The organism is Saccharopolyspora sp. NPDC002686 (assembly GCF_040295745.1).
In the GTDB taxonomy this organism is placed as follows: Bacteria; Actinomycetota; Actinomycetes; order Mycobacteriales; family Pseudonocardiaceae; genus Saccharopolyspora; species Saccharopolyspora oryzae.
Genome location: NZ_JBEOVY010000031.1, coordinates 1 through 21,243 on the forward strand (window position 1 = coordinate 1; position 21,243 = coordinate 21,243).

The following is a 21,243-nucleotide window of genomic DNA, read 5'->3' on the forward strand; positions in this document are numbered from 1 at the left end:
GTCTACCGCTGCTGGCCGAGTCCGGGCTGGTGCCGCTCACCGACACCCTGTTCAAGCTGATCAGCACCCTGCAGTGCGTGCTCGCCGAAGGCCTCGCCGACCTGGGGTTGCACGCCGCGGTCGGGTCGGGTTGGGGGCTGTGGGCGGCCGAGATCTTCGCCGACCTGGGCATCCGGCTGGACGGCGAGCTCGCGGAGCGGATCGACGCGGTGCTGCTCGACCTGCTGCCGGTCCGCCAGGACGCGCTGCTGATGCTGCACGGCGGTGCGGACGAGGCCGACGTCGTCGCGCACCTGCAGCGGTGGCTGCTGATGCCGGAGCAGCGCGCCCGGCACCTGGTGCGGTTCATGCGCGACCCGCTCTGGCGGGCTTACACCACGACCTACGTCGAGGGTTACCGCCTGCTTCGGCGGTGGCTGGACGAGCGTCCCGTGAGCACATCGCACATCGATCGTTACCGGCGGTTGCTTGACGAGCCGCTGGTGCCCGAATCCGTCCGCGCCGAACTCGTCACGCAGGTGTGAGGCCGGGCTTCACGCGAACGGACCAGCCGCGCTCACCGGCCGTGTCGGGACGGTGCCGGGGTGGAGCACCGGCCTGACCTGCTGCGGTCGGCTTCTCCGCGGCGTTGGAACGGGCCGTGACCAGCACCGTTTTCCCATGCAGATGAAGGGAAAACGACGATTCGCTGAATCACCTGTGTGGCTGCCTGCCGAGAAGCGATCACGCAGGTAGCGTGCGCTGTTGACGGGCCGTTCTCTTCTGCAAGTCCGTACGCGGCCCGTCCGGGAGGCCCTGATCGTGGCTGTTGGCTGGAGCGGACGGTTACCCCGTCCACCTTGGTCGCGATGGGCCGGTGCACGGCCCTGCGGCCACGGCGGACGAGGCGGTCCGGCCAGGGCGCGACGGGGCCAGGCCCGGCCCGCCGACGAGCGGGTGTGCACGCCACGCCCGCGAGGGAGTAGCCGTGACCGCACGACGTTCCCAGCCAGAAGCGGAAGAAACCCGAGCCCTCAGCGGCGATTCCGCGCGCACCGTGCCAACCGGTAGAACCGAGGTCCGCACGTACGTGCTCGACACCTCGGTGCTGCTGTCCGATCCGTGGGCGTTGTCCCGCTTCGCCGAGCACGACGTGGTGCTCCCGGTGGTGGTGATCAGCGAGCTCGAGGCCAAGCGCCACCACCCGGAACTGGGGTGGTTCGCCCGGGAGAGCCTCCGCGGGCTCGACGAGCTCCGGATACGGCACGGACGGCTGGACCATCCGGTTCCGGTCGGAACATCAGGTGGACGCCTGCACGTCGAGCTCAACCACTCGGACCCGCAGGTGCTTCCGCCCGGATTCCGCACCGACTCCAACGACGCCCGCATCCTGGCCTGCGCGCTGAACCTGGCCGCCGAAGGGCACCAGGTCACGCTGGTCACCAAGGACATGCCGCTGCGGGTCAAGGCCGCGTCGGTGGCGCTGGACGCCGAGGAGTACCGGGCGCAGGACGTGGTCCCGTCGGGCTGGACCGGCATGGCCGACGTCGAGGTGCCGGGCGGTTCGGTGGACGCGCTGTTCAAGGAGGGGGTCGCCGATCTCGACGAAGCGCGGGACCTGCCGCCGAACACCGGCATCCGGCTGCTGGCCGGGTCGCAGAGCGCGCTGGGCCGGGTGACCGCGGACAAGCAGGTCAAGCTGGTGCGCGGCGACCGGGAGGCGTTCGGCCTGCACGGCCGCTCCGCGGAGCAGCGGATCGCCCTGGAGCTGCTGCTCGACCCCGAGGTCGGCATCGTCTCGCTGGGCGGCCGAGCGGGCACCGGCAAGTCCGCGCTCGCGCTGTGCGCGGGCCTGGAGTCGGTGCTGGAGCGCCAGCAGCACCGGAAGGTCGTGGTGTTCCGCCCGGTCTACGCCGTCGGCGGCCAAGAACTCGGCTACCTGCCGGGAACCGAGAACGAGAAGATGGCCCCGTGGGCCCAAGCGGTCTTCGACACCCTCGGTGCTCTGGCCAGCGAGAACGTCCTGGACGAGGTCATGGACCGGGGCATGCTCGAGGTCCTGCCCCTCACCCACATCCGGGGCCGCTCGCTGCACGACGCCTTCGTCATCGTCGACGAGGCCCAGTCCCTGGAGCGCAACGTCCTGCTGACCGTGCTCTCCAGGCTCGGCGCGAACTCCCGCGTCGTCCTGACCCACGACGTCGCCCAGCGCGACAACCTCCGCGTCGGCCGCCACGACGGCGTCGCCGCGGTGATCGAGAAGCTCAAGGGGCATCCCCTGTTCGCGCACGTCACCCTGACGCGCTCGGAACGCTCCCCGATCGCAGCCCTGGTCACCGAACTCCTGGAGGGCGACTTCACCCCCTGACGAAGTGGTGGAGGGCGCCTCGGCCCGAGGCGCCCTCCGCTCGTCACCAGCCGGTGGGGAGGGGACGGCCCTCCGCGAAGCCGGCTGCGGACTGGATGCCGACCAGCGCCTGGTCGTAGAACTCCTCGAGGGTGCGCGCGCCCGCGTAGGTGCAGGACGAGCGCAGGCCCGAGGTGATCTGGTCCAGGAGGTCCTCGACGCCGGGGCGCTGCGGGTCCAGGCGCATCCGGGAGCTGGAGATGCCCTCTTCGAACAGCGCCTTGCGGGCCTGGTCGTAGGCGTTGTCGGTGCGCGTCCGGGCCGACACCGCGCGCTTGGACGCCATGCCGAAGGACTCCTTGTAAGCCCGGCCGTGCTCGTCGCGCTGCAGGTCACCGGGGGATTCGTAGGTGCCGGCGAACCACGAGCCGACCATCACCGACGCCGCGCCCGCGGCCAGCGCCAGCGCGACGTCGCGCGGGTGCCGGACACCGCCGTCGGCCCAGACGTGCTTGCCGAGCTTGCGGGCCTCGGCCGCGCACTCGGCGACGGCGGAGAACTGCGGCCGGCCGACGCCGGTCATCATCCGCGTCGTGCACATCGCGCCCGGGCCGACGCCGACCTTGATCACGTCGGCACCGGCTTCGACGAGGTCGCGCACGCCTTCGGCGGTCACCACGTTCCCGGCCACCACCGGCACCTGCGGCGACACCGAGCGGACCGCCTTGAGCGCGCTGATCATCTTCTCCTGGTGGCCGTGCGCGGTGTCCACGACCAGCGCGTCCACCCCGGACTCCAGCAGCGCGGCGGCCTTGGCCGCGACGTCGCCGTTGACGCCGACCGCCGCGGCGACCCGCAGCCGGCCCTCGCCGTCGAGCGCGGGGGAGTAGATCTCGGCGCGCAGCGCGCCGCGGTGGGTCAGGATCCCGGCCAGCCGGCCGTCGGCGTCGACCGCGATCGCGACGTTGCGGGCCTGCTTGTCCAGCTGGTCGAACACCTCGCGCGGCTTGGTCTCCAGCGGCAGCACGACGGGGTGCTCGTCGGCGACTTCCCCGACGCGGGCGAACCGGTCGACGCCCGTGCACGCGGCCTCGTCGACGACGCCGACCGGCCGGTTGTCGTCGTCCACGACGACCACGGCGCCGTGCGCGCGCTTGGGCAGGAGGTTGAGCGCGTCGGCCACGGCATCGTCGGCGTGCACCACCAGCGGGGTGTCCCAAACCGGGTGCCGGGCCTTGACCCAGGAGACGATCTCGGCGACCGCGGACGGATCGACGTCCTGCGGCAGCACGACGAGCCCGCCGCGCCGGGCGACGGTCTCGGCCATCCGGCGGCCGGCCACGGCGGTCATGTTCGCGACGACGATCGGCAGGGTGGCCCCGGTGCCATCGCTGGTGGCCAGGTCCACGTCGAAGCGGGACTCGACCCCGGAGCGCCGCGGCGCGAGGAAGACGTCGTCGTAGGTCAGGTCAGTGGTGGGCTGCTGCCCGTTCAAGAACTGCACGTCTGCCCACCATACGGCCTCAACGCCCCCGAGTCGCCCGAAAACCCCAGCCGCGCTAAGTTGATCTCAGCCATGCTCTGCTGGGGTGTGGAAGTACGCTGAGACCGCAGCCTCTGCGTTTCTGGGGTCCTCCAAATCAAGATCACCTAAACGGTTGACGGTTATAAGTTGATTCCCGCGTGGTTCTGGTTGTTATACTTGCGTCAGCCATGCTCTGTTGGGGCGTGGAAGTACGCCGGGTGTACCCGCCGGAGGCGGGACCCCGGCCTCTGCGTTTCTGGGTCCTCATATTCACCGTGCGTTGATGCGGATGATTCGAATGCAGTCGCCCGCTTGGTGCAGGTAGCTTTCATTGCCGCGCTCGGCGGCGAGTGCAATGCCGCATGCGATGTCCGGAATCCACAGCAGAGGTTCGCTGATTCCTGGTGCGAAGGTTATTCGGATATGCGGAGTAATAAGTCGCTTCTGTCGGCAAGCGTCGACCATGTCTGCATCAAGCTTGTTGCTGTGCTTCTGGCGGGTTTCAAACGTCACGATCTCGGCACCGTGGACTTCGAGATCAGGAAGTAAGACTTCGAGACACTTTCGCCTTGCGCGCTCTGGAAACAGTGGCGTCGAGCTTCCGATGACGACTACGTTGTGCACCATTAGGGAGCTAAAAGCCTTGGTGAGCTCCACACGGCGATGCGGGGGCTCTTTGCTCCAATGGAGTTTCTCGCCTCCTCGGCGCAGTCCGCGCATCGTGCAGCGGATGTCTTCGGCGTCTATAAGGTCAACGACGCTGGCGGTGAGAATGTAGACGCCGACGGCGAGGTCGTAGGACTCATCGACATATGGGTGGACGAACACGGGTGCAGTGAATCGGGAACTTCAGTTCGAGATCAAATCCTTACACCCGAAGGGGATTCGATTTCGGTGCTGATAGTTTCGCCGGTGGCTGCGCACCGAGGTGCGTGGAAGTACGCCGGGACCCCCCGCCGGAGGCGGGACCCCGGCCTCTGCGTTTTTACGCTTCTTCTTCCGTCAGGGGTTCGAAGGAGCTGTAGGCCTGGTAGTTGCGGAAGAAGCGGCTGTAGATCTCCGTGCCGTCGTCGAAGGTGGCGTCTTCGAGGGGTTTCACCTCGACCACCTGCTTCAGCTTCCAGGTGATGAGTTCGTGGTTCTCGTTCTGGTAGCTGGTTTCCTGCTGCTTGCCGTGGTCGGCGGCCTTCTCCGCGGCTTCTTCTTCCGATTCGGCCTTCAGCAGGACGAAGGATTCCTCGTAGAGCGGCTGGTGGTCGGCGGCGTCCGACGTGGCCTCCAGGAGCAGGACCGCGACGTAGTAGTCCAGCTCGACGGCGCGCTCGTCCTGCAGGAGCTCTCGCGGGTCGAGGGGGCCGATGTTGATCGAACCGATCGCGTCGAAGTTGTCACTGCTCATGCCCCCAGGATCTCACCTGCCGGGGAGCAGGGCGCGCACCGCCTCGATGCTGTCGGCCGATGCCGCGTCCTTGTCCGGCCGGTAGCGCAGGACGCGGGCGAAGCGCAGCGCGACACCGCCGGGGTAGCGGGGGCTGGTCTGCACGCCGTCCAGCTCGATCTCCACCACGAGTTCGGGCGCGATGTGCACGGTCCAGTCGTCGCGGTGGGTCTCCCGGCGCTGGAACTCCGCGGTCTGCCAGGCCAGCAGTTCGTCGGTCAGGCCCTTGAAGGTCTTGCCGACCATGATCGGTGGGCCGCCGTCCGGGTCGCGGGCGCCGAGGTGCAGGTTGGACAGGTGGCCGCGGCGCCGGCCGTGACCCCACTCGGCGGCCAGCACGATCAGGTCGAGGGTGTGCTCGGGTTTGACCTTCCGCCACGCGCGGCCGCGGCGTCCGGCGGCGTAGGGGGAGTCGAGGTCCTTGACCACGACGCCTTCGTGCCCGTCGGCCAGCGCCTCCTCGAACAGCGCGGCTGCGCGCTCAGCGGTCGCTGTGGCCGGAATCCGGTGCTGCGGGGCGACTTTCGAGAGTGCGTCGAGCCGGTCGCGCAGCGGCAGGTCGACCAGGTCGGTGCCGTCGAGGTGCAGGCAGTCGAAGAAGTACGGGTGCAGCAGGAGTTCTCGCGAGCTCTGCGCGCCGAAGCGGCTCATCGTCTCCTGGAACGGGCGTGGTCGGCCGCCGTCGTCGAGGGCGAGGGTTTCGCCGTCGAGGACCACCGACCGGCAGTCCAGACCGCGCACCAGGTCGACGAGTTCCGGGACGCTGCGGGTGATCTCGCGCAGCGTGCGGGTGTAGACGCGCACCTCGTCGCCGTCGCGGTGCACCTGGATGCGCGCACCGTCCAATTTGTACTCGACGGTCGCTTCGCCCAGCTCGGCGAGCGCGGCGTCCAGGGACTCGGCGGGCGAAGCCAGCATCGGCCGGACCGGGCGCCCCACCTCCAGGCGGAACTCGCCGAGCGCCGGTTCGCCGCCGTGCAGAGCTGCCTCGGCGGTCGCGGGCAACCGGCCGGAGAGCATGAACGCGCGCCGCACCCCTTCGGTCGGCACGCGGGCGGCCGCGGCGATGGCCTCGATCATCACGCCTTCCAGCGCGCCCTGGCGGAGCTCGCCGCCGAACAGCCGCACCAGGAACTCCTGCTCGGCAGCGGTCGCCTTGCCGAGCAGCCCGGTCAACGCCTCCGCGCGGCGCTGTCCCGAGCCGGAACCGCTGATCAGCCGCACTCCGTCGATCGCGGAGTCCACGTCGCCGATGGTCAGCGTCGGCTCGGGCGCCGGTTCGACGTCCAGCGCGGCCAGCGTCGACCAGCCCACACCGGCTCGTCCGCCGGGCAGCTCACCGGCCAGCAGGGCCGTCGCCGGGCGGACCTCCTCGGGATCCAGGCGGCCGAGCAGCCCGGCGATCGAGGCGGTCTTCGCCTTGCGGGAGCGAGTAGCCGCGACTTCGCGCGAGGTCGTCACCACGTCCGCGAGCAGCACCATGCGCTCATGGTGCGCGCATCCACCGACAACGGCGACGGCGTTCGTGCGCACTTCGGGGTGCCGGGGCGCCCCGAAGTGCGCACGAGCTCACTTGCCGGTCGCCATGCGGAGGACGTCGAGGGCTTCGTCGAGCTGCTCGACGGTGAGCTTGCCGGAGTCGACGTGGCCGCGCTCCAGGACGACCTCGCGGATCGTCTTGCGCTCCTTGAGGGCCTGCTTGGCGACCGCCGCCGCTTCCTCGTAGCCGATGTAGCGGTTCAGCGGCGTGACGATCGACGGCGAGCCCTCGGCGTAGGCGCGGGCCTGCTCGACGTTGACCTGCACGTCGGCGAAGACCTTGTCGGCCAGCAGGCGCGACACCGCGGCCAGCAGCCGGGCCGACTCGAGGACGTTGCGGGCGATCACCGGCAGCATCACGTTGAGCTGGAAGTTGCCCTGCGATCCGGCGAAGGCCACCGCCGCGTCGTTGCCGATCACCTGCGCGACGACCTGGAGGGTCGCCTCCGGGATCACCGGGTTGACCTTGCCCGGCATGATCGACGAACCGGGCTGCAGGTCCGGCAGGGCCAGCTCGGCCAGGCCGGTGCGCGGGCCGGAACCCAGCCACCGCAGGTCGTTGGCGATCTTGGTCAGGCTGACCGCGACGGTGCGCAGGTGACCGGAGGTCTCCACCACCGAGTCCTGCGCGGCCTGCGCCTCGAAGTGGTCGCGCGCCTCGGTCAGCGGCAGGCCGGTGACCGAGGCGAGCTCGGCGGACACCGCCTCGCCGAAGCCGTCCGGCGCGTTGAGGCCGGAGCCCACGGCGGTGCCGCCGATCGGCAGCTCGCCCAGCCGCGGCAGGCCGCTGCGCAGCCGCTCGACGCCGTAGCGGACCTGCGACGCCCACGCACCGGCCTCCTGGGCCAGCGTGATCGGCACCGCGTCCATCAGGTGCGTGCGGCCGGACTTGACCACCTCGGTCCACTCGGCGGCGCGGGCCTCGACGGTGGCCGCGAGGTGCTCGAGCGCCGGGATGACGTCGGTGAGCACGGCTTCGGTGGCGGCGACGTGGATGGTCGTCGGGAAGGTGTCGTTGGACGACTGCGAGGCGTTGACGTGGTCGTTGGGGTGCACGTCGCGGCCCAGCCGGCGCGAGGCCAGGGTCGCGATGACCTCGTTGGCGTTCATGTTCGACGACGTGCCGGAGCCGGTCTGGAACACGTCGATCGGGAAGTGCGCGTCGTGCGCGCCTTCGGCGACCTCGTCGGCCGCAGCGGCGATCGCCTCGGCGACGTCGGCGTCGAGCACTCCGAGCCGAGCGTTGACCCGGGCGGCGGCGGCCTTGAGCAGGCCGAGCGCGCGGATCTGGGCGCGTTCCAGGCCGCGCCCGGAGATCGGGAAGTTCTCCACGGCCCGCTGCGTCTGCGCGCGGTACAGGGCGTCGGCGGGCACCCGCACCTCGCCCATCGTGTCGTGTTCGATCCGGTACTCCTGTTCACCCATGACAGAAGTGTCCCGCCGCGATGACCACCGGGGCAGCGTGGGCCGTCCCACTCATCGCCCGCGACCAGCCGAAAAGCCCCTTCTGGAACGATGAAGGTGCCGCATCTCGCACAGCGCGAAGGGCGCCTCCCACGAGGGGAGACGCCCTTCGGGTGCGCTCGGATCAGCCGATGGTGTCGCTGATCCAGGACTTGTAGGCCGTCGCGTCCGTGTAGATGGACGGCGCCGTGCCGCAGACCGGGACCAGGCTGCCCAGGCGGCTGGTGACGCCGGTGAGCTTCCAGTCGCCCGGCTGGCCCTCCAGCTGCGGGCCGCCCGAGTCGCCGAAGCAGGCGTTGGCCAGCAGCTCCGAGCTGCCGGTGCAGATCTCGGTGTCGGCGTCGACGCCGCTCAGCGAGCACTGCGCGTCGGGGACGACCTGGGTGTCCAGCTCCTGCAGCTGCTCCGGCGGCTGGCCGCAACCGCGCACCGGGCAGGTCACGCCCCAGCCGATGATGCGCGAGGGCGTGCCCGCGTCACCGGAGGAGTCGGCGATCTGGATCGGCTTCTCCGGCACCGCCTGGTCCAGCTTCAGCAGCGCGATGTCCCCGTTGGGGTTCTTGGTCGCGTAGTCCGGGTGCACCACGATCTCGGACACGCCGACCTCGGTGCCGCCGGTGGTCTGGTTCGGGCTGCCGATGCGCAGGCCGAGGTCGGCCGGCGTGACGTCCTGGACGCAGTGCGCGGCGGTGACCACCCACTGCTCGTCGATCAGCGACGCGCCGCAGCTGTGCTTGCCGCCCCGCTGCAGCGAAGCCATCCAGTCGTACTGCTCGGTGGCGTCGTGGCCCCCGACGATCAGCGCGCCCGGGTCGTCGGCTGCGGTCGCGGCTGGCGCGACACCCGCGCCCAGCGCGAGCGCGGCGATGCCCGCGAGCAGCATTGACCTCTTCTTCACGAAATTCCTCCCCGACGAGATCCCCGTTCCCGGTGAACGTATGGGCGGGGGACCGGGGCGGGTACCGCCGACTGCCGCAGCGCTTTCGCCGGAGTGGCCCAGCATCTCGCCGCTGGCGCGGACATCGCGGACGGATCGGGCTAGCCTGGGTTCGTCCACGCGATCGATGACGAGGTGGTGGGCATGACCGGGGTGTCGCACGAGGTCGATCTGCTGATCGTCGGAGCGGGTCCGACGGGGCTGTTCGCCGCCTACTACGCGGGTTTTCGCGGGATGTCGGTGGCGCTGGTGGACGCGCTGCCCGAGCCCGGCGGTCAGGTGACCGCGATGTACCCGGAGAAGATGATCTTCGATGTGGCCGGGTTCCCCGAGGTGCGCGGCCGGGATCTGGTCGCCGCGCTGGTGGAGCAGGCCGATCAGTACGCCCCGCGCTACCTGCTCGGCGAGCACGCCGTTGAGCTGTCCGATGTGGATGGTGGACTGCTGGTCGGCGTCGGCGACGAGTCGGTGCTCGCGGGTGCGGTCCTGGTCACCGCCGGGATCGGCGAGTTCAGTCCGCGCCCGCTGCCCGTCGGTGGCGACTGGGTCGGCCGCGGCGTGGTGCACTTCATCCCCGAGCTGTCCATCCACAGTGGACGCGACGTGGTGGTGGTCGGCGGCGGGGACTCCGCGTTCGACTGGGCCCTGGCGCTGCACCCGGTGGCGCGCAGCGTCGCGCTGGTGCACCGCCGGTCGCGGTTCCGCGCGCACCCGGGCCTGGTCAGCAAGGTCGAGGACCTGGGCGTCCCGCTGATCACCCCGGCCGAGGTGGTGGAGATCCGCGGCGACGACAGCGGAGTCCGCGAGGTCGAGATCGAGGTGGGCGGATCGGAGCGCCGGGTGCTGCCCGCGCAGACCGTGGTCGCCGCGCTGGGCTTCACCGCCGACCTGGGCCCCATCGAGGAGTGGGGGCTGGAGCTGGACAAGCGGGCGATCCTGGTCGACACGACGATGCGCACCAACCGGCCGCGGGTCTACGCAGCAGGCGATGTTGCGGCGTACCCGGGCAAGGTCAAGCTGATCGCAACGGGATTCGGCGAAGCGGCCACGGCGGTCAACAACATCGCCGTCGAACTCAACCCGGAAGCCCACCTCTTCCCGGGCCACTCCTCCAACCTGACCTGACCTCCGCCGATTCGATCACGGAAGCCCTGACCGGCGGAGAAAGGCGAACGCGCAACCGGTGTGGGGCCCGGTTGCGCGTTCGTGTCGATCGGGGCTGGTCAGCCGCCGGTGTTCTGGTTGACCCAGTCCGCGTAGGCGGTCACGTCGGTGTAGATCGACGGACCGGTGGCGCAGGTCGAGTCGTTGTTGCCGGCGCGGCTCGTCGCACCGATCAGCTCCCAGTTGCCCTGGGTGCCCTTGATCTGCGGGCCGCCCGAGTCGCCGTAGCAGGCGCCGGAGTTGCCGTTCGGGTTGTCCGTGCAGATCTCGCCCTGGCCGTCGATGCCCTGGCAGGTGTTGTCGTCGACGATCTGGGTGTCGAGCTCCTGCAGGTTCTGCGGGGCCGGGCCGCAGCCGGGCTCGCCGCAGGTCTGGCCCCAGCCGATGATCCGGGTGGCGGTGCCCGGGTCACCGGAGGCGGAGGCGATGTTGATCGGGGCCGCCTGCAACGGGTGGTCCAGCTGGAACACCGCGATGTCACCGGAGGGGTGCGTCTGCACGTTGGTGACCTTGGCCTCCTCGCCACCGGTGGTGTGGTCGTTGCTGCCGACCCGCACGGTGAAGTCGCCGCCGCCCTGCACGCAGTGCGCCGCCGTCACGACCCAGTCGGGCTTGATCAGCGAGCCACCGCAGATGTGCGAACCCTGCTGCTGCAGGGACACCATGAACGAGTACTCCTCGGTGGCGTCGTGGCCGCCGACGATGTACGGGTTGACGTCGTCGGGCTGGGCAGTCGCGGGCATGCCCAGTGCGCCTAATGCGCCGACGGCCGCGAGGGCGGCGATGAGAACCGAACGCTTCCGCATTTCCGTCGAATCCTCCCGAGGTCCCGGCTCCGCTGGCCGGCTGGGTACGGACAGTAAGGGGATTCGCTCCATCGACGTACCCACTAAGGGATGAGACCGGAAATGGAGAAGCGGTGACCCGCTGCGAAACAGCAGGTCACCGCTTCAAGAACCGAGCAGGCTCCGATGCCCGGGGATATTTACCAGTTTCCCGGAAGCGCCGGTCAGGGGAGCAAGCCGTGGCGAGCGGAGTCGTCGCCGTAGTCCACATCGGCGTACTCGCGCAGCTTGGTCAGCCGGTGCTGGCCCTCGATGACGCGCACGGTGCCGGACTTGGAGCGCATCACGATCGACTGCGTGGTGCACCGGTTCGCGCGGTAGTGCACGCCCTTGAGCAGCGCGCCGTCGGTGATGCCGGTGGCGCAGAAGAACATGTTGTCGCCGCGCACCAGGTCCGAAGTGGTCAGCACCTGGTTCACGTCGTGCCCGGCCTCGCGCAGCTTCGCGCGCTCGGCGTCGTCGCGCGGCCACAGGCGGGTCTGGATCTCGCCGTCGAGGCACTTCAGCGCGCAGGCCGAGATGATGCCCTCCGGGGTGCCGCCGATGCCCAGCAGCATGTCCACGCCGCTGCCCGGGCGCGCCGCCGCGATCGCACCGGCCACGTCGCCGTCGGAGATGAACTGGATGCGCGCACCCGCCTCGCGGACCTCCTTGACGATCTGCTCGTGGCGCGGACGGTCCAGGATGCACACCGTCACGTCCGAGACGTCGATGTGCTTGGCCTTGGCGACCCGGCGCACGTTCTCCGCGATCGGCGCGCTGATGTCGATGGACCCGGCGGCCTCCGGGCCGACGGCCATCTTCTCCATGTAGAACACCGCGGACGGGTCGAACATGGTGCCCCGCTCGGAAACCGCGAGCACCGCCAGCGCGTTCGGCATGCCCTTGCTGAGCAGCGTGGTCCCGTCGATCGGGTCGACGGCGACGTCGCACGCCGGGCCCTCGCCGTTGCCGACCTCCTCGCCGTTGAACAGCATCGGGGCTTCGTCCTTCTCGCCCTCGCCGATCACCACGACGCCCTGCATCGACACGGTGCCGATGAGCTTGCGCATCGCGTCCACCGCGGCGCCGTCACCGGAGTTCTTGTCACCGCGGCCGACCCAGCGTCCGGCGGCCATCGCGGCCGCTTCGGTCACGCGGACGAGTTCCATGGCGAGGTTGCGGTCCGGGGCTTCCCGGTGTCGTTCGGTGCTGGAGCTCATCGCGCCTCCCGGTCGTGATCAATCTTCGGGTTCTACTGCCCGAGCACGACGGGACCAGGCCCGCGCTCAGGCTCGCTGGCTCCGATCTTCGCAGATCGGCGGCCTGGTCGGAGGCATCGCGTGGGCCAGCCCACTCCGGCCGCGCCTGCCCGACCGGCAGGAAGGCCGCTGGTGAGAGCATGGTGGTCGTGGCCGAACCCAGCAACCAGCAACCGGCGCCGTCGCGTCCGCCCCGGACCGTTTCGGCGATGGTGTTCGCGATCCTCCCGCTGGTCCTGATCGCCTTCGGGATGGCGGGCCTGCTGGGCCGGTGCTCGTTCAACCCCGGCAGCCCCTCGGTCGAGGTCCCGACCGTGAACGTGCCCGCCGAGCTGGACCGGGCGTCCGCGCGCGTGCACTTCCCGCTCCTCGACCCCGAACTGCCGGCGAACTGGCGCTCCAACTCGGTGAACGTGCTGACGCTGCGCTCGCACGCCGAGGTCGTGCGCGTCGGCTGGCTGACCGGCGGCGGCCACTACCTGCGCTTCTCCCAGTCGACGGCCGCCGAGGAAGAGCTGGTCACCGCCGACACCCGCCAGCCGCCGCAGGCGCTGGGCACGGTTGAAGCCGGCGGCCAGCAGTGGGTCCGCTACCAGAGCGTCGGCGAGGAGCAGGCCTGGGCGACCGACCACAACGGCGTCCGCCTCCTGATCGCAGGAGACGCAGCGGAACCCGAGTTCCGAACCCTCGCCGAAGCAGCCCTCAAAGCCCCCACCAAACCCTGACCCCCGGTCCCTCACGCTCCACACCCGTGCTCCGTGGTCCGCGGTCCGGGGGTTCCGCAAATTCAATGGAAATCAGACGTCCAATTTCCATTGAAATTGCGGAAGTTCTCCACAGGCAGGACGACCTGTCCACAAGCGTCGGTGTGTCGGGTCCCAACACGCCGACACATCCCGTCCTGGGCGGCACTTATACCCGGAAGGTGCGGGTTGTCAAGTCGAGACCACAGTTTCAATTGAAACTGCAAAACCCAGGCACGGCCGAGCGCAGTTTCAATTGAAACTGTGGTTCAAAGGTGGGCCGTGCGTCGTCGGTTGGTCGGAGCGATGCGGTGCACAGGTGTCGGCGTGTCAGATGCGGACATGCCGATGATCCGCAACTTCAATGGAAATCGGACCTTCGATTTCCATTGAAATTGCGGGACCCGGCAGCCAGGCAGGGGGAGGGTTACTCCTGTTCGACGGCGGCGAGGGCGCGTTCCACGCGCTCGCGGGCGCCCGCGAGGTGGCGTTCGCACACCGCCGCGAGGGCTTCGCCGCGCTCCCAGAGCGCTAGGGAGTCCTCGAGGGACAGGCCGCCGGCCTCCAACTGCTTGACCACATCGGCCAGCTGGTCGCGGGCCTGCTCGTAGCCGAGCTCAGCGATCTCCGGGTAGTCGGCCACCGGGTCGAAGTGCTCGTCCTGCTGCTCGTTCGCGGTCACGGGGTCGGACTCTCCACGTTCTTCTGCACGGACACCACCGCGGTGGCGATCGCCTGGTCGTAGCCGACGAACGCCTCGGCGAACTCGGCACCGTCGCCTTCGCGCACCGCGTCGTTGATGCGCAACTGCGCCTCCGCGACCCTACGTCGGTGCGCCGACACCGCCCACCACCCGGCCCCCACGTACCCGGAAGTGGCCTCGACCAGCGCGCGCAGCTGCGACGGCAGGTCCCGGCGATCGGCGGACTGGCAGCCGCCGAGCAGCGCGGCCCAGCACCCGGCCGCAGCGGTGTCCGCTGCTTCGGCGCGGCGCTGCACCTCACCGGCCTGACGCGAACCGGTCGCCGCGGAACGCGCGACACCGACGGTCAGGGGGAGGAACGAGGGGTCCAGCTCGGGGTGCACGGTTCTTCCGTCCTGTTCAGCCTGCTCGATCCGGCACGACGGCCTGGATCGCACCGTCAACGACCCGCACCCGCAATCGAGTTCCCGGCGGGGCTTCGTCGACCGATCGGAGCACGCCGTCCGCGCCGTCCTCGATGCGCTGCACGATCGCGTATCCACGAGCCAGCGTGGCCGCAGGACCGAGGGTCGTCAAGCGAGATCGGGTGGCGGTCAGCGCGTGCTGCTCGGTGTTGAGCGCGGTGGTCATCGCCCGCCGGGCGCGGTCGCGCAGCATGCCCACCTGCTCAGCGCGCTGCGCCAGCGGCCCGAGCGGATCGGCCAGCACCGGACGGCTGCGCAGCGCATCGAGCAGCCGCCGCTCCCGGTCCACCCATCCGTGCAAGGCGCGGCGGGCGCGGTCGCGCAGCTGGTGGATGCGCTGGGTCTCCTCGGCCACGTCGGGCACCACGCGCTTGCCCGCGCCGGTCGGCGTCGAGCAGCGCACGTCGGCGACGTGGTCCAGCAGCGGCGAGTCAGGTTCGTGCCCGATGGCGCTGACCACCGGCGTGCGGCAGGCCGACACCGCGCGGCACAGCGCTTCGTCGGAGAACGGCAGCAGGTCCTCGACGCTGCCGCCGCCGCGGGCCAGCACGATCACGTCGACCTCGGGCATCTTGTCGAGCTCCTGCAGCGCCTCGAGGATCTGCGGCACCGCGCTCGAGCCCTGCACGGCGACGTTGCGGATCTCGAACTGCACGGCGGGCCAGCGCAGCTCCGCGTTGGTCAGCACGTCGTGCTCGGCGGCGGAGGCGCGGCCGGTGATCAGCCCGACCCGGTTCGGCAGGAACGGCAGCGGCCGCTTGCGGGCCGGGTCGAACAGGCCCTCCGCCTTGAGCAGCTGGCGCAGCCGTTCGATGCGGGCCAGCAGCTCACCGATGCCGACCGCGCGGATCTCGTCGACCCGCAGGCTCAGCGTGCCGCGCCCGACGAAGAACGTCGGCTTGCCGTGCACCACGACCCGGCTGCCGTCGGTCAGCGGCGGATCCATCTTGCGGAGCATCGCGGAGGAGCAGGTCAGCGTCAGCGACACGTCGGCGGACGGGTCGCGCAGCTGCAGGAACGCGGTGGCGGCGCCGGGGCGCATCGAGATCTGGGTGATCTGGCCCTCGACCCAGATCGAGCCGAGGCGGTTGATCCACTCGGCGATCTTGCGCGCGACGGTCCGTACCGGCCAAGGCTCCTCGGGGCTCGTCGGGGAAGTCAGCTGCACTCCTCAGATCTCGTCGGGAAGTCGTGGCTCATTCGTCGCGGAGGCGTTCCAAGCGGTTCTTCAGCATGCGGAGGAACTCGGGGCGCTGCTCGTGCTGCTGCTCGTGGGCGAGCAGCTCGGCCAGTTCCGCTTCGCCGAACGAGCGGAGCCTGCCGCGCAGCTGGGGCAGCGTCAGCTCGTCGTACTCGGCGATCAGCGAGGACTCCGCCGCGGGGGCTTCCGGTTCGTCCTCGTCGAAGGTCGCCCAGGCGGGCTGCTCCTCCGGGGTGCGCAGCACGGCGAGCGCCTCGTCGCCCTTGATCGCCAGTTCGGTGATCTGCTGCTGGACCCGCATCGACGCCTGCAGCGCCTGGCTGGCCACGGTGACCGGCAGCCCGAGCAGCGTGGTCGGCAGGTGACGGGCCTGTTCGACGGCGGTGGCCGCCAGCCCCGCGGCGACTCGCACCGGCAGCGGAAACGAAGACATGTGCCCAGCCTGCCGCACTTGACCCCGGGAAGCCATCACCTCACCGCACTACTGTGATCAGCCCCGCGGCCCGGCGACGTGATCTGCGTCCGCCAGGTCGGGCGCGAGGCTGAACGCTCGTCCTTGGTCTTGAAACGCCGGAGGCGTTTAGCCCACCCTCGCAGCTTGCACCGCCGCGGGTTCTCAGGCGTCGTCTGACGAGGACAGCCCCAGTGCTGTGTATTGGTCATACATGAGTCGGGGATCCCGGAGATCAGACGGCGTCTGAGGTTCCGCTACCTGCACCGCTACGCAAAATGAGCGAAGACAGGTTCTGAGCGTTGCGGGGTAGGTCCGTACCCTTGGGGGCATGACGACCTCGCCCGAGGCCACTGACCTCGTTGACCAGGACGCCGGGCCGACCAAGCGCGTTCTGCTGGCCAAGCCGCGTGGGTACTGCGCAGGTGTCGACCGCGCGGTGGTCACCGTCGAGAAAGCGCTCGAGACCTACGGCGCACCGATCTACGTGCGCAAGGAGATCGTGCACAACCGGCACGTGGTGGACACGCTGTCCGAGCGCGGCGTGATCTTCGTGGACGAGACCGACGAGGTGCCCGAGGGCGCGCTCGTGGTGTTCTCGGCGCACGGCGTGTCCCCGGCGGTGCACGAGGAGGCGGCCAAGCGCAACCTCCGCACCATCGACGCGACCTGCCCGCTGGTCACCAAGGTGCACAAGGAGGTCCACCGGTTCGCCCGCGAGGACTACGACATCCTGCTGATCGGCCACGAGGGCCACGAGGAGGTCGAGGGCACCGCCGGTGAGGACCCGGACCGCGTGCAGCTGGTCGACAAGCCGGAGGACGTCGACAAGGTGGAGGTCCGCGACCCGAACAAGGTCGTGTGGCTGTCGCAGACCACGCTCAGCGTGGACGAGACGATGGAGCGGGTGGACCAGCTCAAGGAGCGGTTCCCGGATCTGCAGGCGCCGCCGAGCGACGACATCTGCTACGCCACCTCCAACCGCCAGCACGCGGTGAAGGCGATGGCGCCGGAGTGCGACCTGGTGATCGTGGTCGGCTCGCAGAACTCCTCGAACTCCAAGCGCCTGGTCGAGGTCGCCCTGCAGGCCGGCGCGTCGGACTCGCACCTGGTGGACTTCGCCTCGCAGATCGACGAGGCCTGGCTGGAGGGCGTCACCACGGTCGGCGTGACCAGCGGTGCCTCGGTGCCGGACGTGCTGGTCATGCAGGTCCTGGACCACCTGGCGGAGCGCGGCTGGAACCAGGTCGACGAGGTCACCACGGCCAACGAGAAGGTCACCTTCGCCCTGCCGCGGGAGCTCCGCAAGGACCTGGACAGCAACCCGGACAAGCCCCGGGGCGTCCGCTGACCCGGATCCGGTGACGAACCAGACCTGAAAAAAGGCACCCGGCCGATCCGCCGGGTGCCTTTTTCACGTCTGCTGAAGTCCTCATCCGTACCGCTCGTCGCGTCGCGGCCTCCGGGCTCGCCTCGGCGGCTCGCCCTGCGGCGGCTCCGCCGGCCGCGGCCGTCCCGGCGCCTGCCGCGGGGCTGCGCCCCGCCGCGGCGGCACGGCCCGCTCCGCCGGCCGGCCTTCCGCTCCGCGCGGGCGCCCGGGCGCGGCTTCGCCTCGCCGGGGCGCGTCGCCGCGTCGCGGCGGCTCCTCCCGCCGCGGCCGTCCTGGCGCCTGCGCGCGTCCGCGCTCACCGCGCTCCGCGCGCTCGGGCCGTTCACCTCGTTCAGGCCGCTCGCGCCGCTCACCGCGTTTCGGACGTCCGTCCTCACCACGGGGCTTGCGCTCCTCGGGGCGCCGCTTGCGCTCTTCACCTGCGGGCTTGCGGGGCGGGTTGGGCAGGCGCCGCTTCTTGGTGGCCGCATCGGGGTCGGCGTCCTCGGGGCGCTTGCCGGGCTTCTCCGTAACGAACATGCGGACGAGCCCGATACCCAGAGCGACGATCGTGGCCCCGGCCATGATCGGGAAGCTGCTGATCAACGGGCGCGCTACCGCGAGCGCCTTGCCGGTGAAGCCCGCACCCGCGGCGGCACCGGACCCGGTCAACAGCACCAGCAGCGGCATCACGATGACCAGGACCAGCGGCGGCTGCACCATCGGACCGAAGACGTTGCGCCGCTTGACCAGCAGCACACCCAGCACGCTCCCGACGAAGAAGCACGCCTTGAACAGGATGCCGGGTTGGCTCCAGATCAGGATGTCCAGCACGGTGCCGATCGCGGTGGGCACTGCGGCCAGCAGCACGGCAACCCACAGCGGCACTCCGGCCGAGCGGAAGGCCGAGCGCGCCGACCAGGGAGGCAAGCCGTTGCCGGGGGAGGAGCTCTGGCTCTCGCGGATCGCGGTCACGAGTCACAACGGTAACGGTCCAGTACGCCGGGCGTAGAGCCCTCTTCCAGAACTTGCGGATTACCCCACGTTCGGTTCCGGCGATTCCGGCCCCGCGATGACCGGAATGCGATGTTCGTGCCGATCATCGGGCGAGCTGTCGCTTGGCCGGGTGTGTGAACCTTGACACAAGTAGCGTGAGCATTTTAGCGTCCGAGCAATCGTTTTCTCGCGTTCCGCGAACGGCGTGACGGGAGGCTCATGGGCACAGCGCCACCGCTGGTCGAAATGGCCGGCATCAGCAAGCGCTACGGGGGTGTGCTGGCGTGCGACGACGTGGACCTGTCGGTCCTCGCCGGTGAGGTGCACGCGCTGCTGGGGGAGAACGGCGCCGGCAAGAGCACGCTGATGAAGGTGCTGTCCGGTGACGTCACCGATCACGCTGGATCGATTTCGATCGAGGGCCGGCAGGTCCAGTTCGGCAAACCGGCCGACGCCCAGCACGCCGGGGTCGCGATGATCCACCAGGAGCTCGACCTGGTCCCGGCGCTCAGCGTCGCGGAGAACCTCCACCTCGGGCGCGAGCCGCGCAACCGCTTCGGCGCGGTCGACCGCCGGAAGATGGCCGACCGCACCCGGGAGCTGCTGCGCCGCACCGGCATGGAGCTGGACCCGCAGCGCCCGGTCGGCGAACTGCGCGTCGGCGAGCAGCAGCTGGTCACCATCGCCCGCGCGCTGCTGCTGGACGCGAAGGTGCTGATCATGGACGAGCCGACCTCGGCGCTGTCCAGCACCGAGGTGGAGCGGCTGTTCGCGGTGATCGCCGAGCTGCGCCGCAGCGGCACCGGCATCGTCTACATCTCGCACCGGATGGACGAGATCGGCCGGGTGGCCGACCGTGCCACCGTGCTGCGCAACGGCCGCAAGGTCGCCGAGTTCGACGCCCGGGAGCTGACCGCCGAGCAGGCCGCCGAGGCGATGGTGGGCCGCTCGGTGAAGACCAGGTTCCAGACCGAGCAGCACGAGGTGGGCGAGGAGCTGCTGGCGGTGTCGGGCTTCGCCGTGCGCCCGCGCCGACCGAAGGTGGGCCGCCGGGAACCCGCGGGCATCGATCTGACCGTGCGCCGCGGGGAGATCGTCGGGCTCTGCGGGTTGCTCGGCGCAGGACGCACCGAACTGCTGGAAACGCTGTTCGGGGCGGGGTCCTCCGGCACGTGGGAGGGGGAGGTGACCCTCGACGGGCGCCCGGTGCGGCCGAGGGGTCCGCGCCGTGCGCTGCGCGAGGGCATCGCCTTCGTGCCGGAGGACCGCAGGAGTTCCGGGCTGGTGCTGGAGCACTCGGTGCTGGCCAACACGGTGCTGTCGGTGCTCGACAAGCTGGGGCCGCTGGGGCTGGTCCGCCGCCGCAAGGAGGTGGCCACCACCGAGAGCAGCGTGCGGCAGCTCAAGGTCAAGCTCGGCCGGATCCTCGACCCGGTCGGCACCCTGTCGGGTGGCAATCAGCAGAAGGTCGTGTTCGGCCGGATGTTGCTGACCGAACCCCGGCTGCTGCTGCTGGACGATCCCACCCGCGGGGTGGACATCGGCGCGAAGGCGGAGATCTACCAGCTGCTCGGCGAGATCGCCGAACGCGGCATCGGGGTGCTGCTGGCGTCCTCGGAGCTGCCGGAGCTCGTCGGCGTCTGCCACCGGGTGGTGGTGCTGCGCGGTGGCCGCAGCGTCGCCGAGTTCGACACCGCGCAGGCCGGCGAGGCCGAACTGCTGGCCGCCGCGATGGGCGAGCGGTCGGGCGATGGGTCCGACCCGGTGGTCGGCACCGGGCCGCAGAGCACCGGGGGAGGCGCGAGGTGAGCAACCAGACGGCGGAGCGGCCTTCGGCGGCCGCGCCGCAGAAGCGGACGAGCACCGTCGAGACGCTGTTCCGGTTCCAGAGCTTCTTCGGACTGGTCGCGGTGTTCCTCGCCGCGGTGATCTTCTCGCCCCGCAACGACGAGGGGCAGATCCTCTTCCTGACCAGCGACAACCTGTTCAACATCGTGCGCGCGGTGTCGGAGATCGGGATCATCGCGGTCGGCTTGACCTTCGTGATCCTGATCGGCGGCATCGACCTGTCCGTGGGGTCGGTGCTCGGCCTGGCCGCGGTCGGCTCGGCCGTGCTGATGGTGGAGGACGGCCTCGGGGTGTGGGCGGCCGTCGTGCTGGTGCTGATCGCCGGCATCGTCTTCGGTGCGCTGCAGGGGACCGCGGTCGCGCTGCTGGGGGTGCAGGCGTTCATCGTCACGCTGGCCGGGTTGCAGATCGCGCGCGGACTGGCGCGCATGTGGTCCGGCGGCGAGACCGTGCAGATCTCCTACGGGGACGGGCCGGGGCAGGCGCCGATGCTGTTCTCGCTGCTCGGCGAGCGCACGTTCGGCGGTGTGGTGCCGATCCCGGTGCTGATCTTCGCCGTGGTGGCGGTGGCCGCGATCCTGTTCCTGCGGAGCAGCGCGTACTCGCGGCACCTCTACGCCATCGGCGGCAACGAGAAGGCCGCGCGGCTGTCCGGTGTGCCGGTGAACCGGGTCAAGATCGTCGCGTTCGCCATCTCCGGGTTCTGCGCTGCGCTGGCCGGGATCGTGCACGCCGGACAGCTCAACGCGGGCAGCCCGAACGACGGCATCGCCTACGAGCTGGACGGGATCGCCGCGGTGGTCGTCGGCGGCACCAGCCTCGCCGGTGGCCGCGGCTCGGTCATCGGCACCATCGCCGGTGCGCTGCTGCTCGGCATCCTGAACAACATCCTGAGCCTGAACAGCGTCAACACCGATCTGCAACTGCTCATCAAGGGTCTGGTGATCGTCGCGGCGGCGGCGCTGCAGCGGCTGCGCCCCACGTCGTGA

The 21,243-nt window shown here is 70.3% G+C and carries 19 protein-coding genes and 1 pseudogene; 7 read left to right on the forward strand and 13 right to left on the reverse strand.

Going from position 1 to position 21,243, the window contains the following annotated elements:
* Both ABTZ89_RS06545 and phoH2 read left to right on the forward strand, forming a co-directional pair.
* Positions 1–524, forward strand: a pseudogene (locus ABTZ89_RS06545) (DUF885 domain-containing protein); the annotation flags it as partial.
* Between the two features lie 443 nt (positions 525–967).
* A complete protein-coding gene (gene phoH2, locus ABTZ89_RS06550; RefSeq protein WP_502949514.1) occupies positions 968–2,347 on the forward strand; it encodes an RNA 5'-3' helicase PhoH2 in 1,380 nt (459 codons plus the stop codon).
* 43 nt (positions 2,348–2,390) lie between these two features.
* Here phoH2 and ABTZ89_RS06555 read toward each other — a convergent pair whose 3' ends face one another.
* From ABTZ89_RS06555 to ABTZ89_RS06580, 6 genes are all read right to left on the reverse strand, one after another.
* Entirely contained in the window at positions 2,391–3,830 is a 1,440-nt protein-coding gene (locus tag ABTZ89_RS06555) for a GuaB1 family IMP dehydrogenase-related protein (protein ID WP_270948906.1), read from the reverse strand.
* A 291-nt stretch (positions 3,831–4,121) separates the two neighbouring features.
* Positions 4,122–4,679 carry a hypothetical protein gene (locus ABTZ89_RS06560; protein WP_351040988.1) on the reverse strand — a complete coding sequence of 186 codons (558 nt, stop codon included), beginning with the start codon at positions 4,677–4,679 and terminating at the stop codon, positions 4,122–4,124.
* 157 nt (positions 4,680–4,836) lie between these two features.
* Positions 4,837–5,250: a DUF4288 domain-containing protein gene (locus ABTZ89_RS06565; protein WP_351040991.1), complete on the reverse strand. Its 414-nt coding sequence runs from the start codon at positions 5,248–5,250 to the stop codon at positions 4,837–4,839.
* 12 nt (positions 5,251–5,262) lie between these two features.
* Positions 5,263–6,771, reverse strand: a complete 1,509-nt coding sequence (locus ABTZ89_RS06570; RefSeq protein ID WP_351040993.1) for an ATP-dependent DNA ligase — start codon at positions 6,769–6,771, stop codon at positions 5,263–5,265.
* 87 nt (positions 6,772–6,858) lie between these two features.
* Positions 6,859–8,253 (reverse strand): class II fumarate hydratase, encoded by a 1,395-nt coding sequence (locus ABTZ89_RS06575; RefSeq protein ID WP_270948902.1) that lies wholly within the window; start codon positions 8,251–8,253, stop codon positions 6,859–6,861.
* Positions 8,254–8,416: 163 nt separating this feature from the next.
* Positions 8,417–9,175, reverse strand: coding sequence for a S1 family peptidase (locus tag ABTZ89_RS06580; RefSeq protein ID WP_270948916.1), 759 nt, complete (start codon positions 9,173–9,175; stop codon positions 8,417–8,419).
* A 198-nt stretch (positions 9,176–9,373) separates the two neighbouring features.
* On the opposite strand from ABTZ89_RS06580, the gene ABTZ89_RS06585 reads away from it, so the two are divergent.
* Positions 9,374–10,354 (forward strand): NAD(P)/FAD-dependent oxidoreductase, encoded by a 981-nt coding sequence (locus tag ABTZ89_RS06585; protein ID WP_351040996.1) that lies wholly within the window; start codon positions 9,374–9,376, stop codon positions 10,352–10,354.
* A 98-nt stretch (positions 10,355–10,452) separates the two neighbouring features.
* Here ABTZ89_RS06585 and ABTZ89_RS06590 read toward each other — a convergent pair whose 3' ends face one another.
* Both ABTZ89_RS06590 and glpX read right to left on the reverse strand, forming a co-directional pair.
* Positions 10,453–11,199 carry a S1 family peptidase gene (locus tag ABTZ89_RS06590; protein ID WP_270948900.1) on the reverse strand — a complete coding sequence of 249 codons (747 nt, stop codon included), beginning with the start codon at positions 11,197–11,199 and terminating at the stop codon, positions 10,453–10,455.
* Positions 11,200–11,402: 203 nt separating this feature from the next.
* On the reverse strand, positions 11,403–12,440 hold the full coding sequence (gene glpX, locus ABTZ89_RS06595; protein WP_270948899.1) for a class II fructose-bisphosphatase: 1,038 nt from the start codon (positions 12,438–12,440) through the stop codon (positions 11,403–11,405).
* 179 nt (positions 12,441–12,619) lie between these two features.
* Here glpX and ABTZ89_RS06600 point away from each other — a divergent pair, with 179 nt between their 5' ends.
* Entirely contained in the window at positions 12,620–13,204 is a 585-nt protein-coding gene (locus tag ABTZ89_RS06600; RefSeq protein ID WP_351041000.1) for a DUF4245 domain-containing protein, read from the forward strand.
* Between the two features lie 445 nt (positions 13,205–13,649).
* On the opposite strand, the gene ABTZ89_RS06605 is transcribed toward ABTZ89_RS06600, so the two are convergent.
* The 4 genes from ABTZ89_RS06605 to ABTZ89_RS06620 are packed head-to-tail and all read right to left on the reverse strand — an operon-like array spanning position 13,650 to position 16,023.
* Positions 13,650–13,904, reverse strand: coding sequence for an exodeoxyribonuclease VII small subunit (locus tag ABTZ89_RS06605; protein WP_270948896.1), 255 nt, complete (start codon positions 13,902–13,904; stop codon positions 13,650–13,652).
* Complete coding sequence (locus ABTZ89_RS06610; RefSeq protein WP_270948895.1) at positions 13,901–14,308, reverse strand: hypothetical protein; 408 nt, start codon at positions 14,306–14,308, stop codon at positions 13,901–13,903. The genes ABTZ89_RS06605 and ABTZ89_RS06610 overlap by 4 nt, the downstream gene beginning before the upstream one ends.
* 16 nt (positions 14,309–14,324) lie before the next feature.
* Positions 14,325–15,551 (reverse strand): exodeoxyribonuclease VII large subunit, encoded by a 1,227-nt coding sequence (gene xseA / locus ABTZ89_RS06615; RefSeq protein ID WP_270948915.1) that lies wholly within the window; start codon positions 15,549–15,551, stop codon positions 14,325–14,327.
* A gap of 34 nt (positions 15,552–15,585) precedes the next feature.
* Entirely contained in the window at positions 15,586–16,023 is a 438-nt protein-coding gene (locus tag ABTZ89_RS06620) for a lipid droplet-associated protein (protein ID WP_270948894.1), read from the reverse strand.
* A 349-nt stretch (positions 16,024–16,372) separates the two neighbouring features.
* Here ABTZ89_RS06620 and ABTZ89_RS06625 point away from each other — a divergent pair, with 349 nt between their 5' ends.
* A complete protein-coding gene (locus tag ABTZ89_RS06625) occupies positions 16,373–17,392 on the forward strand; it encodes a 4-hydroxy-3-methylbut-2-enyl diphosphate reductase (protein ID WP_270948892.1) in 1,020 nt (339 codons plus the stop codon).
* Positions 17,393–17,473: 81 nt separating this feature from the next.
* Here the strand turns inward: ABTZ89_RS06625 and ABTZ89_RS06630 are convergent, their stop codons facing one another.
* Positions 17,474–18,385, reverse strand: a complete 912-nt coding sequence (locus tag ABTZ89_RS06630; RefSeq protein ID WP_351041005.1) for a DUF6542 domain-containing protein — start codon at positions 18,383–18,385, stop codon at positions 17,474–17,476.
* A 240-nt stretch (positions 18,386–18,625) separates the two neighbouring features.
* Between ABTZ89_RS06630 and ABTZ89_RS06635 the strand changes: the two genes are divergently transcribed.
* Together ABTZ89_RS06635 and ABTZ89_RS06640 are read left to right on the forward strand one after the other, a co-directional pair.
* Positions 18,626–20,215 (forward strand): sugar ABC transporter ATP-binding protein, encoded by a 1,590-nt coding sequence (locus tag ABTZ89_RS06635; RefSeq protein WP_351041008.1) that lies wholly within the window; start codon positions 18,626–18,628, stop codon positions 20,213–20,215.
* The gene (locus ABTZ89_RS06640) at positions 20,212–21,243 is read left to right on the forward strand and encodes an ABC transporter permease (protein WP_270948887.1); all 1,032 of its coding nucleotides are present in this window, start codon (positions 20,212–20,214) and stop codon (positions 21,241–21,243) included. The genes ABTZ89_RS06635 and ABTZ89_RS06640 overlap by 4 nt, the downstream gene beginning before the upstream one ends.